Raw genomic sequence first — 15455 nt, 5'->3', positions numbered from 1 at the left:
CGGGGGCTCAAAATTTCAGGTGGGTACGACAGTTTTGCGCCGCACTGGGTGTGGCGGGTGTCGTGTGGTACCCGGCGGTGGGCCGTACGGGCGTCCGGAATAGCCTGGGCTGACAGCCTGAGACCTGGGGAAAGGGAGTCCGACTCGTGGGCAAGAAGGTCACTGTGGTGGGGGCCGGGTTCTACGGTGCTACCACCGCGCAGCGCCTGGCCGAGTTCAACATCTTCGACACCGTCGTGCTGACGGACATTCTCGAGGGCCGGCCGGAGGGTTTGGCGCTCGACCTGAACCAGTCCCGCCCGGTCGAGGGCTTCGAGACCAAGGTGGTGGGCGTCGTCGGCGGCGGTTCGTACGACGGCACCGAAGACTCCGACATCGTGGTCATCACCGCGGGTCTGCCGCGCAAGCCCGGCATGAGCAGGATGGACCTGCTGGGCACCAACGCCAAGATCGTCCGCGACGTGACGACCAAGATCGCCGAGAAGAGCCCGAACGCGGTCATCATCATCGTCTCCAACCCGTTGGACGAGATGACCACACTGGCCGCCGAGGCGAGTGGTTTCCCGCGCGAGCGGGTGTTCGGCCAGGCCGGCATCCTGGACACCGCTCGGTTCACGAACTTCGTGGCCGAGGAGCTGGGCGTGAAGATCGCCAGCGTCAAGACGCTCACGCTTGGCTCGCACGGCGACACCATGGTGCCGGTGCCGTCGCAGTGCACGGTCGACGGCAAGCCGCTGGCGGACCTGCTCAGTGCGGAGAAGATCGACGAGCTCGTCACTCGTACGCGCAACGGTGGCGCCGAGAGTGTGAACAACCTGCTCAAGACCGGTTCGGCGTTCTACGCGCCGTCCGCGGCCGCGGCCCGGATGGCGAAGGCCGTCGCCGAGGACGCCGGCGCGGTGTTCCCGGTCTGCGCGTGGCTGACCGGTGAGTACGGGATTTCCGATGTCTACCTGGGTGTCGAGGCCGAGCTCGGCGCCGGCGGCGTCAAGAAGGTCGTCGAGACCAAGCTCACCGACGACGAGCTGGCCGGCCTGAAGGCCGCCGCCGAAGCCGTCAAGTCGAAGGCCTCCAGCCTCAAGGAGCTGTAACCCGCACTGTCGTCCATGGCCCGTTCACTGCGCTCAATGCAGTGAACGGGCCATGGACGTCATCGGCGGTATGGCGGCGGGTACGGACCGGGACGCGGCGGATACGGCTGGGGCGGGTATGGCTGCGGTGGATAGGGCTGCGGTGGATAAGGCGGGTAGGGCTGCGGGGGATAGGGCTGTGGTGGGTAGCCGCCATAAGGATTCGGCGGAAGCGGCCGTGGTGGTGGGGGGGGTGGTGGCGGAGGCGGCGGGTACGGGCCGCTGGCGAGCGTCACGCCCCGGCGGGCTAACCGTATGACCTCCCACAGGGACAGCGCGGTCAGCGCCAGCGCTCCGCCAAGGGCCAGCAGCAGGTCCAGCCAGAGCGGTTTGTATTCGCTCCGGAAGATCAACCGCTGCACGATCTGCCACCAGCCGACGAGGGTGGTGAACAGCGGCGGCAGCAGCAGGTTGCCGTCGATCGCGTTGAAGAGGTGTCGTGCGGCCAGGAAAGCGCTGCTGATCAGGAAGATGAGATACCAGAGCACGAACAGGATGATCACCAGGGTAAGCACCGGGTTCCGGTCCTTCTTCACATCCAGTGCCCCGGCGACGATCATCAACGAGAAGGCTGCGTACACCAGCGTGAAAATCCCGACGGTCCCGAGCGGGCGAAGCAGCTGTTTGATGGTGTCGGCGCGCCAGCGGGGGCCGCAGAAGAAGGCCAGGATCCCGAGCGCGACCAGGAACAGCGGGATCAGGAACATCCCGGTGGTGAACAGGTCACCGAGATAGTTCTCGGAGATCTTGGCCGCGTCGAGCCTGCCGATGTACGGCAGTGCGGCGGCGGCCCCGATGGCGACGGCGAGGACCGTACGCCAGCGGTGTGCCCGCTCGATGACCGGATCCGGCTTGCCGAGCTTGTACTGCGGGCTGAACAGGTAGAGCGCGAGCATCGGCGGCAGGAACGACAGTTTCAGGAAGAGCCGTTTGCGTTCGCGGCGGCCAGGTGGTTGGTAGAGGCCGTCCTTGACTTGTTGTGCGTTGGTCAACCGTCGTCCTCTCAGCGCACCGGCTCTGGTGAACGGTCGCGACCGTGTCACTGTCAGGCGTACAGAGTGCCATGAGTTGGCAAAGGTGCAGCCATCTGCCCGTGAGCATCTGGACTGTCGAATTCGGCACCCTCGCCAACCTGGCTGCCTGTCGCCTGACGCCTTGTGTCAGACCCCGGTTGGGCGGTGCTGCTGCAGATCTTGCCGACGGAGGCGACGATCATGCAGAAGGTTAACGAAAGACGAATTCAGTCGGACCTCTCCGTGAACTAGACTGGGCCGCGTCTTAGCCCATGCGCGACCAAATCCGATGGATGCCGGTGACGACGAACGAGCCTTTCGCGTTGACTCTGTACGCGCGCGCCGACCCGATGCGCGCCGCCGAGCCGGACGTGCTGGCCGTCCTGAAGCCGCTGGCGCAGGCGTACGAACTCGTCGTCGGCCCCCGTCGTACGTCCACGATCACCTACCTGGACACTGCCGACTTTCGGTTGCGCAAGGCCGGGTTGACGCTGTCGTACGAGCATTCCTCTGGGCCAGGTGCGCTGGTAGTCGTCGACGCCGAGGGTGAGCGTACTGAGTGCCGGTTAGGCGCCGTCCCCGACTTTCCGGCGTTGGCCGACGAGCTGCCGGCCGGTGCGGTGCGGGACCGGGTGGCCGAGGCGATGTGGATTCGCGCGGTCGCGCCGGTGGCCCGCTCACGCCGGGTGACCCGCGAGGTCGCGCTGCTCAACACCGACGAGAAGACGGTCGCCCGGCTCGACTGGGTGGAGGCCGCCGGCACCGAGCCGATCCAGGCGGTGCTGGCGCCGCGGGTGCGGATCCGGCCGCTGCGCGGCTACCACCGGGATGCCGCGGCGGCCGCCCGGTTGCTGGTGTCCGCCAATGGTGCCGGTGGGTTTCGGGCGGCGGAATGCACCGACTCCGACGAGCTGCTCGCTTTGGTCGTACCAGCGGAAAAACCGCGGGCGGTGACGGCCGCGATGTCAGCCAGCGCGGCGGTGGCGACCGCGTTGCTGGGTTTTCTCGACGATCTTGAGGCGAATGTCGACGGCGTGGTCGCGGACGTTGACACGGAGTTCCTGCACGACCTGCGGGTCGCCGTCCGGCGGACCCGGTCGCTGGTGAAACTGGCCGGCGATGTGCTGCCAGCGCGGCTGGTGGCTCGCGGGGAGCCGGGCTTCAAAAGGCTGGGCGACCTCACCACCCCGACCCGCGATCTGGACGTCTACCTCCTGGAGCTGCCCACGCTGGCCGGCGGCCTGGTCGCTGGCGACGCGGCTGACCTCGCCCCTTTCGGCGGTTACCTGCGGCACCAGCGGACGTTGGAATGGCGCAAGCTCGTTCGCGGCCTGCGAACCCAGCGGTTTTCCCTTCTGCTGAAGGAATGGCGGGCAGGCCTTGAGGCCGTAAGGGAAGATCCAGCGCAAGGTTCGTCGGTCGATGAGCTTGCGGTGGCGCGGGTCGGCGACGGATTCAAGAAGGTGGTGAAGAAGGCGCGGGCGCTGACCCCCGAATCTCCGTCCGACCTCGTTCACGCGCTTCGCAAGCGTGCCAAGGAACTTCGCTACGCGCTGGAAGTTTTCGGGCCACTGCTGGGATCTGAGGTGACCAAGCAGGTTGTCAGGGATCTGAAACAGATCCAGGACACCCTCGGCGAGTTCCAGGACGGTGAGGTGCAGGCGGCGGCGCTGCGCACATTCGCAGAGCGGATGCAGATCGACGGCCCGCCGCCGGCGGTCACGCTGCTCGCGATGGGAGAGCTCGCCGCCGGTTTCGCCGCGCAGCAACGATTCGCGCGCCAGCAGTTGGCTGACCGACTCACCACCTTTCTCGGGGCGCGTACGCAGGCCAGGATCAAGGCGCTGCTGTCGTGAGAATTATCGCGTCGTACAACGTGAAAGGCGGCGTCGGGAAGACCTCGGCCGCGGTCAACCTGGCCTATCTGGCCGCCCGGGAAGGCCGTCGCACGCTGCTCTGGGACCTCGACCCGCAGGGTGCCGCGACCTTCCTCTTCCGGATCCGGCCGCGGGTCAAGGGCGGCAGCGCCCGGCTGGTGACCGGCGCCCGCGACCTCGCCGATGGCTTGAAGGGCACCGATTTCGACTGCCTGGACGTGTTGCCGGCCGACTTCACCTACCGCAACATGGACATCGACCTCGCGCAGTCGGCGAAGAAACCGACCAGGGTGCTGCAGCGGCTGTTGGCCGAGTTGTCCGGTGAGTACGACCTGGTCTTCCTGGACACTCCGCCCAGCCTGTCGCTGGTGTCGGAAAACGTGTTGCACGCAGCCGATGTGGTGCTGGTGCCGATCATCCCGACGGTGCTGGCGGTGCGGACGTACGACCAGCTGGTCGGTTTCGTGGACACCTTCGTCGGCCGCAAGCCCCGCGTGCACGGCTTCTTTTCGATGGTGGACCGGCGAAAGTCGCTGCATCGGGAGATCGTCGCGACGCTCCCGTCCGAGCGTCCGGACGTGAGCGCGACCGGCATTCCGGCGCTGTCCGCGGTCGAGCAGATGGCTGTCCACCGGGCCCCCGCTGCCCACTTTCGCCCCGCGCAGCCCGGGCACTCGCGCGTACGAGCAACTGTGGAAAGAGCTCGTCGCGCTGCTCTGACAGGCCCGAGTCATCACCAGCCGTGGCGGCGGGAGCGAAGCTCGCGGCGGCGGCGCTGGTCGCGATCGCGGTCGTCGTCGTCGTCGTCCCAGCCCCAGACCTTCTTGGCGAAGGACGAGATGCCGATGGGCACGAAGATCAGCCACCACGCCCAGCCGTGCGAAAGGGCCACCGCGGGGATCCAGATCAGCCAGCTGACCCCCATCACCCCGAGGAACACTCGCTTCGCGAGGTCGCCGTTGCCGCGCCTTGTCGTGACCGGCAGGTTTTCGGCTCGCTTGGCCAGATCCACCGACGGCGCCAGCGGCGCGGCTGGAGCTGGGTCGTCCAGCTGCGGGTGCGGCGCGGGCAGGTCGCTGAAAAGGGCCATCAGCTCGCCGCGGGTGGCCGCCGTGGTGGCCTCCGCGCTGCGGGTGCCGTATTCGTCGAGGGTGACCCGGCCGGCCGACAGGTGCTCGCCCAGGGCGGCGATTGCCGACTCGCGTTCGGTGGTGCCGACGCGTACGTTTTCCCGGTCAGTGGGCGCTGTCATGACCTCCATGCTACGGCGGCCACCAGGGCTGCGTCTCGGCCAGATGTCATGTCAGGGCCAGGCCCATTCGGACTATGTGAAGGTGCCGTGCCGGGCGTCGTCGTCGCGGTCCGCCGCACAGCGCTGTCGCGCGTCCGATGGCCAGACCTGGCTGGCGAAGACGTAGAAGATCGCCGGCACGAAGATCAGCCACCAGAACTGTCCGTGCCCGGTGACCAGCAGGATGAGCCACACCAGGATCGCGATCGCGCCGAGGCCGTGAAAGATCCGCGGCGCGAGCTGCTGGTCGCGGGCCAGCAGGGTTCCCAGTGGCCGCTGGCGCGCGTTTTCGGGGGTTTTGCGGAGATCTACCGCTAAATCGAGTGCCGGCTGCGGTCCGGGCAGATCGGTGAAGACCGCCAGCAGTTCGCCGTACGTTTGGGCGCTGGCCGCCCGCGTGGTGCGCTCGCCATATTCGTCCATGGTCAGCCGGCCGGCGGCCAGGTGCTCGCCGAGCGCACCAAGAGCCGCTTCGCGCTCGGCGTCGCCGATGCGAAAGGGTGGTGTACTCCGGCTCATTCATTGTCAAGGAGCATACGACCAGAATAGCTTCGGTGACGGTGCTTTACTTTTTTGCGTGACCTGCAAAGAAATTCTCCCCGGTCGTTCCGGAGGGATTTGCCGGGAAATGACCGGGGCCGCAAAGTTCTTTATATTTCAACGATCCGGTGAGGTTCAGGAGAACTCAAGGAATCCTCAAGCGGCGGTCGTAGAAATGTATTAACAAGAATGAAAAGGAACCGGAAAAGACTAACTGTCCAGAATCTCGCAGATCACCGCGCCGCTGTTGACACCGGCGCCCTGCTCGGCGGTCAGCCCGCTGATCGTGCCGGCTTTGTGTGCGGTGACCGGATTTTCCATTTTCATGGCTTCGAGCACGATGATCAGGTCGCCAGCCGAAACCGGGTCGCCGTCGTTGACCGCGACCTTCACGATGGTGCCCTGCATGGGTGCTGTGACAGCGTTTCCGCTGACCGTGGTGCCACCGCGGGCCGACTGTTGCGCTTGGGGGTCTTCTTTTCGGGCGTACCAGCGCCGGCCGCGGCGAGGTTCGCCGGCAGCGAGACCTCCAGTCGCTTGCCGCCGACCTCGACGACGACGGTCTGTCGCGGCTCTGCCTCTTCGTCCGTCGCGGCGGCCGTTTCGTACGGCGGGATCTGGTTGTCGAATTCGGTCTCGATCCATCTCGTATGGACCGAAAATGGCTGCGCCGGGTCAGCCGGCGCGAAGGCCGGGTCGGCCACGATCGCGCGGTGGAAAGGCAGCGCGGTCGCCATGCCGTCGACCTGCGTTTCGGCCAGCGCCCGCCGGGCCCGCGCCAACGCCTCTTCGCGATCGGCCCCGACGACGATGAGCTTTGCCAGCAGGGAATCGAAATTCCCGCCGATCACGGTGGCACTCTCAATCCCGCTGTCGACCCTTACGCCTGGGCCTGACGGCCAGTGGACGTTGGTCACGGTGCCTGGCGCGGGTAGGAAGTTGCGGCCCGGGTCCTCGCCGTTGATGCGGAACTCGAAAGCGTGCCCACGTGGCTCCGGATCCTCGGTGACCCGCAGCTTTTCGCCGTCCGCGATGCGAAACTGCTCTCGCACCAGGTCCAGCCCGGTGGTCTCTTCGCTGACCGGGTGCTCGACCTGCAGCCGGGTGTTCACTTCCAGGAAGCTGATGGCGCCGTCCGCACCGACCAGGAATTCCACCGTACCGGCGCCGTGGTAGCCGGCCGCCTTGCAGATCGCCTTCGCGGCGGTGTGGATTTCTGCGCGCTGCCCCTGCGAGAGGAAGGGCGCTGGGGCCTCTTCCACGAGTTTCTGGTGTCGGCGCTGCAAAGAACAGTCGCGGGTGCCGACCACGATGACATTTCCGTGGGTGTCCGCGAGCACCTGCGCCTCGACGTGCCGCGGCTTGTCGAGATAGCGCTCAACAAAGCACTCGCCGCGACCGAAGGCGGCCACCGCCTCGCGTACCGCGGACTCGAACAGCTCGGGGGGATTTCTTCCTTCGACGAGCCACTTTCAGCCCGCGGCCGCCACCGCCGAAAGCGGCCTTGATGGCGATGGGCAGGCCATGTTCCTCAGCGAAGGCGATCACCTCGTCCGCGTTGGCGACCGGGTCCTTGGTGCCGGGCACCAGCGGCGCGCCGGCGCCGGTGGCGATGTGCCTCGCCTCGACCTTGTCACCGAGCGAGCGGATCGCGTCCGGAGTGGGACCGATCCACGTCAGCCCGGCGTCGATGACCGCGGCGGCGAAGTCGGCGTTCTCGGACAGGAAGCCGTAGCCGGGGTGAACGGCGTCGGCGTCGGCCTTCGCGGCCACTTCGAGCAGCTTGTCGATCCGCAGGTACGTCTGCGCCGCGGTGTCGCCGTCCAGCGCGTACGCCTCGTCCGTCAACCGGACGTGCATCGCGTCGCGGTCCGAGTCCGCGTACACCGCGACACTCAGCAGCCCGGCGTCCCGGCAGGCCCGGGCCACCCGTACCGCGATCTCGCCGCGGTTGGCGATCAGCACCTTGCGCACATCGACTCCCTTCGCCGTTCCGCAGGAGTCTATGTGCGCACGGCCGAGCCGACAGATCCGTGTGACATCCTGCTCAGCCGTGCGCCATGTGACCCTGCCCCGGGACAAGCAGAGACTTAGCCGATCAGTGCGGCGAGGTCACGCCACTCCTTGATGGGCAGTGCGGTGCCTTCGGTGAGGACCTGGATGCCCACGGTGTCGGCGCCGGCGTCGAGGTGCTCCGTGATCCGCCGGCCAACCGTCTCCACGTCACCCCACGCGATGGTGGCGTCCACGAGCCGGTCGTTGCCGCCGTCAGCCAGCTCGTCCTCAGTGAAACCGAGCCGCAGGAAGCTGTTCCGGTAGTTTGCGAGGCCCAGATAGAAGCCCAGCGTCTGGCGGGCCTGCGCGCGAGCCGTCTCCGGGTTCGTGTCCAGGATGACCTTCTGCTCGGGAGCCAGCAGCGGCCCGGTGCCGAGGATCTCGCGGGCCTGGGCGGTGTGCTCGGGCGTGGTGAAATAGGGGTGCGATCCACGCGTACGCTCGCCGGCCAGCTTGGTGACCCGCGGCCCGAGCGCGGCCAGCGCCACGTCCTCCAGCGGCACCTTCGCCGCGTCAAGTGCGTCGAGGTAGTTCACCAGCGCGTCGTATGGCTTCTGGTAAACCTGGGTCATCTCGCGGTGACCAGCGCCGATGCCCAGCAACAGCCGACCGGGGTGCTTCGCGACCACCCGGTGGTAGGCGGCCGCGGCCGTCTCGACCGGCTCGGTCCAGACGTTCACGATCCCGGTCGCCACCACCATTTTCTTGGTCGCGTCCAGGATCGCCTCGGACTGCTCCAAATCACCCTTCGCGGTGCCCAGCCAGAACGAGCCGTAACCCAACTCGTCCAACTCGGCCACGGTCTCGGCGAGCGCGGCCGGGTCATCGCCCAGCAGGAAGCTTCCCCTCCACAGTCCGATCCGGCCCAGGTCAGCAACCATCTTCTCGTACCTCCAGCTCGGTGTGATGCCTTCCTCGGGCCAACCTCCATATCGGTCGCGGTTGTTCCCGTTGCCCTCAGCGCACCGATCGCCCCAGATCGCCATGCGGCGCGAAATTGTCGTAGGTGTCTGTTTTTCTTTCCCCCCTCCCTTTGAACGGGCGGGGGGTGGGTTGAGAGGTGGACTTTAATTTTTAGTTGAACATTGGTCCTCGAACCCGCCCCCCACCCGTCACTGGGTGGGGGCAAATCTGCCGGAGGGGTACGACAGTTTCGCGCCGCACCCTGTGTAGAGCTGCGCAATCGGATTCCGATTGTGCAGTGGGTGGGTGGGGTGCCCTTCGGGCGGAGCCTCAAGGAAGAACGGGGTCGACGGGTGGGGTGCGGCTTTGACTGTGGGTGGCCGGGTACTGGGTGGGGGTATGTCCGATCGTGACGTTGTTGCCGATTTTGGGGCGCCAGGTTGGGCAACATCGTTACAATCGGACATAGGTGGCGGCGGTATTCGCAGAATCCGGTTACTGGCGGTGAAAGTTGACCTCAGGGGTCCCATTGGTCACCACGGAGTGCGGCCGACCGGACTTCGTCCCACATTTCGGGATTGGCGTCTCGCTATTCGAACCCGCCAGTTATCCCTGTGACTCAAGTGATTCTTGAGCACTCGCCGAGTTGACGGCCTCGGGTCCGGCGCGACGGACCAGGGCACGCCGATGTACGGATTCAAGGATTCGAGCGTACGCCCGGAAATCGCGTCGACCGCGTGCCCACCCACCAGCATCCATAAAACCACCGTAGGAGCCCAGGTGCGGCCGCGCCACTGTCTAGGTGGACGGCCCCAGGAGCCGTACTTCGGTGCCGTCGGGGTGTACGTGCGCGAGGTGCCAGAAGACCCGCGTCGGGCCGCCGATCAGGCCCTGCTCGGCGAGAAAACTCCGCAAACGCTCGAAACCCTCGGCCCGGAACTGCCGGGCATGCGCGTTGGTGCGGGCGGCCTTGCGGGCCTCGCGTACGTCCAGACCAGCCCGCTTGTACATCTCCGGCCGCGCCAGCACGGTCTGCAGCAGGAGCGCGCCGGCGCCCACGACCAGGCGAGACAGCTCACGAACCCACCAAGGCGAGCGCTCCAGCCGCCGGACGGTGTCTTCGCGCGCGTACCTGATGTGCCGGGCCTCCTCGATCACGTGGATGCTCATCACCTGGCGTACGAGCGGCTGCAACCGTTCGTCGTGCATGGTGGCGCGCTGGATCGAGTCGAAGATCTCCTCGCCGATCAGCGCTGCCACCCACACCGACGGCCCGCGCAGGACCAGCGGCAGGACGCGCCCGAGGTTGTGCAGCACGAAACCCTGTTTGTACGGTCGCTCGCCGAGCGCCTCAATGAGCCGCCCGAACATCGTCATGTGCCGGCACTCGTCGGCCAACTCGGTCAGCGCGTAGTGCACGTGCCGCTTGGTCGGATCCTGTTCGTACGTCATCCGCAGCAGCAACTGGTTGAGGATGTTCTCGAACCAGATGCCACACTGACCGCGTTGACGGTCTGTTGGCGGGAAAGCTCGATGCGTTGCTCTTCGGTCAACCGGTCCCAGAGCGGCGTCGCGTAGAGCGTGAGCGTCGCTGGTGGCGCGAAATACTTGCCCTCGACCAGCGGTGCGTCCCAGTCGATGTCGATGTCCGGGTCGTACGAGCGGCGGACCGAACCGGTCAGCAGCCGTTGGGCGGTGGTTTTCCCGATCTGCGACCTTCGTCATACTCACCAGTGAAACGCATGTAACAAACTTCGTCAATATGTAAAGCCGCTGAGCTGCGCGAATGTTCCGCGCGCGTACGACGTGTCGCGCTCGTGGAATGCGGCACCACCGTCGCGCCTTGACCTGGTGGGAAGGTCAAGCGAACGGGGGGAGCATCAGGTGCTGATCGGTGAGCTGGCTCGGCGTACGAACACCAGTGAGCGTTTGTTGCGCTATTACGAGCGGGTGGGGCTGCTGTCCTCGGATCGGCTCGCCAACGGCTATCGCGACTACGCCGACGATGCTGAGCGCGTGGTCGGGCAGATCCGGTCGTTGCTCGCGGCCGGCCTGCCGACTCGGGTGATCCGGCACATCATCCCGTGTGCCCGCGAGGACGGATCGCTGGCCGCGTGCCCAGGTGTACTCGACCGGATGCGCAGCCAGCTTGAGCAGCTGGACCAGCGGGCCGACGAGCTGGCGGTGGCTCGCGAGACGCTCGTACGAGCCATCCGAACCACCGAAACACATGTAACACTCTGAGTTCAGTTGTCAGCGCGTACGCTGGGTGAATGCGCGTTCGCGGCACGAAACAGGACCTGCTCCAGCAGGCGTTGGCCGCCGAGCTGCCGGACGACGCGACCGCCGAGCGGATCCTCGGCGCGGCTTTCGAGCAAGCCGAGGACTTTGGCCTCCGGCGTTTCACGATCGACGAGGTCGCCCGCCGGGTCGGCGTCTCGCGGGTCACTGTTTACCGTTACTTTCCCAAAAAAGACTTACTGCTGAATGCGCTGTTGATGCGCGAGTTGCGGCGCTTCCTGACCAAGGTCGACGCCGTCCTCGCCGCCCAGTCGACCCCGGACGCCAAACTGGTCGAGGGTTTGGTGTTCTGCCTCGAATTCCTCCGCGGCCACAAGGTCCTCAACCGGCTGTTACGCACCGAGCCTGAGCTGATTTTGCCTCTGTTGACGGTGAAAGCCGGCGATGTGCTGGCCGCCGCCCGCGGCTGGATCGCCGGCCACATCCGGGCCGAGATCGCCGCTGGCCGGTTGGCCTTGCCGGACGAGGACGTGGAGGGCGTGGCCGAGCTGATCGCCCGCAACGTGCTGTCGCTTGTCCTCACCCGCGACACGGTTCTGCCGATCGACTCCCCATCCGGCCGCCGTCGCATCGCCGAGCTCTATCTGGCGCCGATCGTCGCGTCCCTGCAGCCGCGTTAGCGCTCGAGTTCTAGTTTGGTCGGCTGATCGCGACGATCTCGATCAGGTCGGTGAGCGCGGAAAAGTCATCCGCATTTGTGGTGTAGAGGGGCAGTCGATTCGCCAAGGCAATGGAGGCAATCATCAAGTCGGCTATGCGACGGGGCGGTTTGCGGCCGGCTGTGAGTTCGGCAGCGCAGACCTGACCAAAGGCTCGGGCTGCTGGTCCGTCAAAGGGGAGCGGATGGAAGGTCGACTCGGCGCGCTGAAGGATGTTGACGCGACGCGCCCGTTCTATCGGGTCGAGAGCGTGATGCGGCCCTGCGGACAGTTCGGCCAGGGTCACTGCGCTGATCACGAGTTCGGCAGGTAGCTCCGCTGGCTTGAGTCTGGGGAGGTGGATGACGATGTTCGTATCGATCAGACCGCGGCTACCAATCACGGTCGGGCAGATCCTGGTCAACCGCGGCGTCGAGGTCTGCCCGGAACTGGTCGGCGTCGACGAACGGTGCATCAGCAAACGCGGCGAGCACTTCGTCGCGACCGACGAAAACCCGCCGCTGCAGCGGGATCAACTGTCCGATCGGCGTTCCGTTCCGAGTGACGGTGAAAGACTTGCCGCCTTCCACCGCGCGCATGATTGCGCCCGACTCGTTCCTGAGTTCGCGTTGCGTGATCTCACGTGAACCCGAAGCCATGAGCTGAGCACACGCCTGTGTGCTACAAGGTGCCACAACGCCCGCAGGTGCAAGCGATCGCGCTTGGAAGCCGCACCTCCTTGAATGACCTAACCGCTCCGGCGGGCTCGGGAGGTGGACGCGTGTACGCGATTGGCGCAGGTGGTCGAGCAGAACTGGCGGCGTCCCGGCCGGCTTTCGTCGACGAACACGTCCCGGCACGGCGAAGCGGCGCAATGATGAATGCGCTCCCACTTGCCGGCCGCGGCGAGGTCCATAAGCTCCCCGACAGCGCGTACGCCCAGCCGCGGAGCCAAATCAGGAGCCTCAGCCACGAGTCTCAGCGTTGGGACGCCCGAAGATGTGCCGACGACTGGCTTTATCGGTAAGCGCGAGGCAAAATCTGCCAACGCACGCGTACGAGCAGCCGCTTCCCCGGTCACCGTCTCGCGGAGTTGCGCTCGCAGCGCGAGTACGGCCGCCAGTGAGCCGGGCGCATAGTCCTCCGAGAGTTCCGCGCAGAACCGCCGCAACGCGGCCTCGTCGGGTAGTCGCTCGGGATCTTCGAAGTACTCATCCCAGGTGTTCGCCAGGTCGAGCGCGACCAGCCCGGTCTCCGCGTACGGGCGGGCGTCATCCGAGCGCATCTGGGCGTCTCCTCTGCTATCGTCAGGGCTATGAACACTTTAACTCGTGACAAGCGGTTGAGTCTCGTCGACGCGCCGTCGAATCTCGGGCTTCGGCCGCCGGCGCGGGACGTGGTGCCCGGGACGTACAAGGCGCCATGGGCCCTGCGGGACGCGGGGCTGCTGGAGCGGCTCGGCGCGAAGGACGCGGGCGCGGTCGTCCCGCCGCGCTATGTGGCCACCTGGAAGCCTGGCGACGGCGTCCGCAACGGGCCCGCGATCGTGACTACGCGAGGAAACTCGCCGATCGGCTGGCCGTGGTCCGGCGGGCCGGCGACTTCCCGGTGGTGCTCGGTGGTGACTGCTCGATCCTGCTCGGACCGATGCTGGCGCTGCGCCGGGACGGCCGCTTTGGGCTGGCATATGTGGACGCCCACACGGATTTCCGTGAGCCGGCCAACTCGCCGTATGTGGGCTCGGCGGCCGGCGAGGACCTGGCGCTGGTGACCGGCCGCGGCGATGGCTACCTGGTGGACATCGACGGTCTGAAGCCGTACGTACGGGATGAGGACGTTGTCCAGCTCGGCGCCCGTGACGAGGACGATCTGCGCGATTTCGTCGAGACCGGCATCCGGATGCGTACGAGCGCGCATATCATCGCCGACGGCACCGATGCCACTCTCGCCGCCGCGGCCGAGGTGCTCGTACGCCCTGACCTCGACGGCTTCTGGCTGCACATTGACGCCGACATCCTCGACCCCTCGGTGCTCGGCGCCGTCGACACGCCTACTCCGGGCGGCCTCGACCGCCGACAGCTCACCGACCTGGTCCGCGGCCTGCTCACCCTGCCCGGCGCGGCCGGCCTGGAAATCACCATCTTCGACCCCGACCTGGACCCGACCGGCACCCAGGCGGCACTGCTCACCGACATCCTCGTCGACATCCTCCGCTAACCACACTCCTACTGAGATTTAGGGGATGGTGGCGGTGAGGGTGAGCATCAGGGGGAGTGGGTCGCCGGGGAGGCGCCAGAAGCCGTCCTGGTCCTGGACGAGTTCGGGGTTGCGCTGGCGTACGTCCACCGGCAGCTCGCGCACGCGGGTGACCCGCAGGCCCGCGGTGGCCAGCGCGGTCACCAGCTCGCCGACGGTGAAGGGCCAGGTCGACTCCGGGTGCGGCGGCAGCGGTCGACTGTCCGCATACGTCTCGGTGACCTCGTACTCGCCGCGGCCTTCGCGGAAATAGCGGCCGGTGACCTCCAGGTGGTCGTCAACCCCAGCTGGCGACACCGTTCATCGGATGCGACTCGATCACGGAGAAAATCCCGCCCGGCTTCAGGAACCGCGCCACCACCCGGCCCAAGGCGACCAGGTCCGGCAGCCAGTAGAGGACGCCGTACGTCATCACCACGATGTCGTACGTGCCCTCCAGCACCTCAGGCAGGTCGTAGACGTTCGCACACACGAAAGTCGCGTCGACGCCGACCTCGGCGGCAAGCTCGCGGGCCTTCGCGATCGCGTCCGTCCGGTGAGAAGTCCGCGCCGGTCACCTCCGCGCCCATTCGTGCCCAGGACAGCGTGTCCATCCCGAAATGGCACATCAGATGGAGCAGCGATTTTCCCCGTACGTCTCCCAACTCCGCCAGCTCCAGTGGGCGCAGCGAGCTGCCGCCGGCCTTGAAGGAGGCCACGTCGTAGAAATCGGACTCCAGGTGGGCGGCGGTGCGCAGATTCCAGGCGTGCTGGTTCCGCCGCATCCGTTCCTCATTTGTACTCATCATTGGTACGGTACGGAAACGGGCAACCGATTTTCGTTGCTCTTATCCTTGATAACAGTCGGCTCAGTCGGGCAATTGCCAGAGATCGGTGATCGGCACGCCCAGGTCGTGCAACAGTCGGCGCAACAAGGGCAACGAAATTCCGACCACGTTGTGCGGGTCGCCGTCGATGCCTTCGATGAAGATCGCGCCGAGCCCGTCGATGGTGAAAGCGCCGGCCACCGCGAGCGGCTCGCCGCTGGAAACGTACGCCTCCAGTTCCTGTTCGGTGGGCGTACCAAACCGGACCGCGGTGGTCGCGGTGTCCGCGCTTGATTTGCCGGTGGCCACGTCGATCACGCAGTGGCCGGTGTGCAGCAAGCCGGCATTTCCGGCCATCTGGGCCCAGCGGGCGCGGGCCACTTCGGCGGTTTTTGGTTTACCGTAAGCCTTGCCCGCCAACTCCAACATCGAGTCGCAGCCCACCACCAAGCCACTGTCCACAGTGGACGCGACCGCTTCGGCCCTTCGCGGTGGCCAGTGCGAGGCACAGTTCGGGCGGGGTCGGATTATCCAGCGAAGCGGCGACTTCGTCCTCGTCGACACCGGAAATCCTGACTTGTGGCGCCATCCCGGCATTGCGCAGGGTGGTCAGCCGGGCTGGCGATGCGGAGGCGAGAATCAGGA

At 66.5% G+C, this 15455-nt stretch carries 16 protein-coding genes and 3 pseudogenes; 6 read left to right on the top strand and 13 right to left on the bottom strand.

Annotated features, from left to right (window positions below; translation table 11 throughout):
* Nucleotides 1–146 precede the first annotated feature (146 nt).
* On the top strand, nt 147–1091 hold the full coding sequence (gene mdh, locus GNX96_RS27710; protein WP_163570553.1) for a malate dehydrogenase: 945 nt from the start codon (nt 147–149) through the stop codon (nt 1089–1091).
* 59 nt (nt 1092–1150) lie between these two features.
* On the opposite strand, the gene GNX96_RS27705 is transcribed toward mdh, so the two are convergent.
* Nucleotides 1151–2122, bottom strand: a complete 972-nt coding sequence (locus GNX96_RS27705; RefSeq protein ID WP_163570473.1) for a hypothetical protein — start codon at nt 2120–2122, stop codon at nt 1151–1153.
* Between the two features lie 344 nt (nt 2123–2466).
* On the opposite strand from GNX96_RS27705, the gene GNX96_RS27700 reads away from it, so the two are divergent.
* Together GNX96_RS27700 and GNX96_RS65015 are read left to right on the top strand one after the other, a co-directional pair.
* Nucleotides 2467–3999: a CYTH and CHAD domain-containing protein gene (locus tag GNX96_RS27700; protein WP_279581649.1), complete on the top strand. Its 1533-nt coding sequence runs from the start codon at nt 2467–2469 to the stop codon at nt 3997–3999.
* Nucleotides 3996–4484, top strand: a pseudogene (locus tag GNX96_RS65015) (ParA family protein); the annotation flags it as partial. The gene GNX96_RS27700 and the pseudogene GNX96_RS65015, both read left to right, overlap by 4 nt.
* A gap of 269 nt (nt 4485–4753) precedes the next feature.
* Here GNX96_RS65015 and GNX96_RS65010 read toward each other — a convergent pair.
* The 5 genes and pseudogenes from GNX96_RS65010 to GNX96_RS27670 form a co-directional block, all read right to left on the bottom strand.
* Nucleotides 4754–5272 (bottom strand): DUF1707 SHOCT-like domain-containing protein, encoded by a 519-nt coding sequence (locus GNX96_RS65010; protein ID WP_163570547.1) that lies wholly within the window; start codon nt 5270–5272, stop codon nt 4754–4756.
* A gap of 72 nt (nt 5273–5344) precedes the next feature.
* On the bottom strand, nt 5345–5830 hold the full coding sequence (locus GNX96_RS27685; RefSeq protein ID WP_163570545.1) for a DUF1707 SHOCT-like domain-containing protein: 486 nt from the start codon (nt 5828–5830) through the stop codon (nt 5345–5347).
* A 231-nt stretch (nt 5831–6061) separates the two neighbouring features.
* Nucleotides 6062–7858, bottom strand: a pseudogene (locus GNX96_RS27680) (acetyl/propionyl/methylcrotonyl-CoA carboxylase subunit alpha).
* A gap of 83 nt (nt 7859–7941) precedes the next feature.
* Entirely contained in the window at nt 7942–8787 is an 846-nt protein-coding gene (locus GNX96_RS27675) for an LLM class F420-dependent oxidoreductase (RefSeq protein ID WP_163570542.1), read from the bottom strand.
* 820 nt (nt 8788–9607) lie between these two features.
* Nucleotides 9608–10534 (bottom strand): AurF N-oxygenase family protein, encoded by a 927-nt coding sequence (locus tag GNX96_RS27670; protein WP_452124490.1) that lies wholly within the window; start codon nt 10532–10534, stop codon nt 9608–9610.
* A 159-nt stretch (nt 10535–10693) separates the two neighbouring features.
* Here GNX96_RS27670 and GNX96_RS27665 point away from each other — a divergent pair, with 159 nt between their 5' ends.
* Nucleotides 10694–11053: a MerR family transcriptional regulator gene (locus tag GNX96_RS27665; protein WP_163570539.1), complete on the top strand. Its 360-nt coding sequence runs from the start codon at nt 10694–10696 to the stop codon at nt 11051–11053.
* Between the two features lie 29 nt (nt 11054–11082).
* Entirely contained in the window at nt 11083–11730 is a 648-nt protein-coding gene (locus tag GNX96_RS27660) for a TetR/AcrR family transcriptional regulator (protein WP_163570536.1), read from the top strand.
* 10 nt (nt 11731–11740) lie between these two features.
* On the opposite strand, the gene GNX96_RS27655 is transcribed toward GNX96_RS27660, so the two are convergent.
* The 3 genes from GNX96_RS27655 to GNX96_RS27645 all read right to left on the bottom strand — a co-directional run bounded on the left by GNX96_RS27655 (nt 11741) and on the right by GNX96_RS27645 (nt 13033).
* The gene (locus GNX96_RS27655) at nt 11741–12151 is read right to left on the bottom strand and encodes a type II toxin-antitoxin system VapC family toxin (RefSeq protein WP_279581646.1); all 411 of its coding nucleotides are present in this window, start codon (nt 12149–12151) and stop codon (nt 11741–11743) included.
* Nucleotides 12141–12407 carry a type II toxin-antitoxin system Phd/YefM family antitoxin gene (locus GNX96_RS27650; protein ID WP_163570663.1) on the bottom strand — a complete coding sequence of 89 codons (267 nt, stop codon included), beginning with the start codon at nt 12405–12407 and terminating at the stop codon, nt 12141–12143. The genes GNX96_RS27655 and GNX96_RS27650 overlap by 11 nt, the downstream gene beginning before the upstream one ends.
* Before the next feature lie 89 nt (nt 12408–12496).
* Nucleotides 12497–13033 (bottom strand): CGNR zinc finger domain-containing protein, encoded by a 537-nt coding sequence (locus tag GNX96_RS27645; protein WP_163570533.1) that lies wholly within the window; start codon nt 13031–13033, stop codon nt 12497–12499.
* Between the two features lie 137 nt (nt 13034–13170).
* Between GNX96_RS27645 and GNX96_RS27640 the strand changes: the two genes are divergently transcribed.
* Nucleotides 13171–13965 carry an arginase family protein gene (locus tag GNX96_RS27640; RefSeq protein WP_163570530.1) on the top strand — a complete coding sequence of 265 codons (795 nt, stop codon included), beginning with the start codon at nt 13171–13173 and terminating at the stop codon, nt 13963–13965.
* An 18-nt stretch (nt 13966–13983) separates the two neighbouring features.
* On the opposite strand, the gene GNX96_RS27635 is transcribed toward GNX96_RS27640, so the two are convergent.
* The 4 genes and pseudogenes from GNX96_RS27635 to GNX96_RS27620 all read right to left on the bottom strand — a co-directional run bounded on the left by GNX96_RS27635 (nt 13984) and on the right by GNX96_RS27620 (nt 15399).
* Entirely contained in the window at nt 13984–14301 is a 318-nt protein-coding gene (locus tag GNX96_RS27635; RefSeq protein WP_163570527.1) for a hypothetical protein, read from the bottom strand.
* Nucleotides 14282–14476: a class I SAM-dependent methyltransferase gene (locus GNX96_RS27630; RefSeq protein WP_279581645.1), complete on the bottom strand. Its 195-nt coding sequence runs from the start codon at nt 14474–14476 to the stop codon at nt 14282–14284. Before GNX96_RS27630 ends, GNX96_RS27635 begins: the two co-directional genes overlap by 20 nt.
* A complete protein-coding gene (locus GNX96_RS27625; RefSeq protein WP_163570525.1) occupies nt 14448–14768 on the bottom strand; it encodes a class I SAM-dependent methyltransferase in 321 nt (106 codons plus the stop codon). The genes GNX96_RS27630 and GNX96_RS27625 overlap by 29 nt, the downstream gene beginning before the upstream one ends.
* An 84-nt stretch (nt 14769–14852) precedes the next feature.
* Nucleotides 14853–15399, bottom strand: a pseudogene (locus GNX96_RS27620) (Maf family protein).
* Nucleotides 15400–15455 lie beyond the last annotated feature (56 nt).

Origin of the sequence: Fodinicola feengrottensis (genome assembly GCF_010993775.1) — a bacterium.
GTDB classification, from domain to species: domain Bacteria; phylum Actinomycetota; class Actinomycetes; order Mycobacteriales; family HKI-0501; genus Fodinicola; species Fodinicola feengrottensis.
The sequence above is the reverse complement of the archived record's forward strand: the minus strand, read 5'-3'. Positions and strand labels throughout refer to the sequence as shown.

Excerpts from the sequence above, each read along its gene's own strand:
- GNX96_RS27640 (WP_163570530.1), top strand. The coding sequence starts at position 13,171 with ATGGGCCCTGCGGGACGCGGGGCTGCTGGAGCGGCTCGGCGCGAAGGA.
- GNX96_RS27650 (WP_163570663.1), bottom strand. The coding sequence starts at position 12,407 with ATGGCTTCGGGTTCACGTGAGATCACGCAACGCGAACTCAGGAACGAG.
- GNX96_RS27645 (WP_163570533.1), bottom strand. The coding sequence starts at position 13,033 with ATGCGCTCGGATGACGCCCGCCCGTACGCGGAGACCGGGCTGGTCGCG.
- GNX96_RS65010 (WP_163570547.1), bottom strand. The coding sequence starts at position 5,272 with ATGACAGCGCCCACTGACCGGGAAAACGTACGCGTCGGCACCACCGAA.
- GNX96_RS27675 (WP_163570542.1), bottom strand. The coding sequence starts at position 8,787 with ATGGTTGCTGACCTGGGCCGGATCGGACTGTGGAGGGGAAGCTTCCTG.
- GNX96_RS27660 (WP_163570536.1), top strand. The coding sequence starts at position 11,083 with ATGCGCGTTCGCGGCACGAAACAGGACCTGCTCCAGCAGGCGTTGGCC.
- GNX96_RS27685 (WP_163570545.1), bottom strand. The coding sequence starts at position 5,830 with ATGAGCCGGAGTACACCACCCTTTCGCATCGGCGACGCCGAGCGCGAA.
- GNX96_RS27625 (WP_163570525.1), bottom strand. The coding sequence starts at position 14,768 with ATGCGGCGGAACCAGCACGCCTGGAATCTGCGCACCGCCGCCCACCTG.
- GNX96_RS27670 (WP_452124490.1), bottom strand. The coding sequence starts at position 10,534 with ATGACGAAGGTCGCAGATCGGGAAAACCACCGCCCAACGGCTGCTGAC.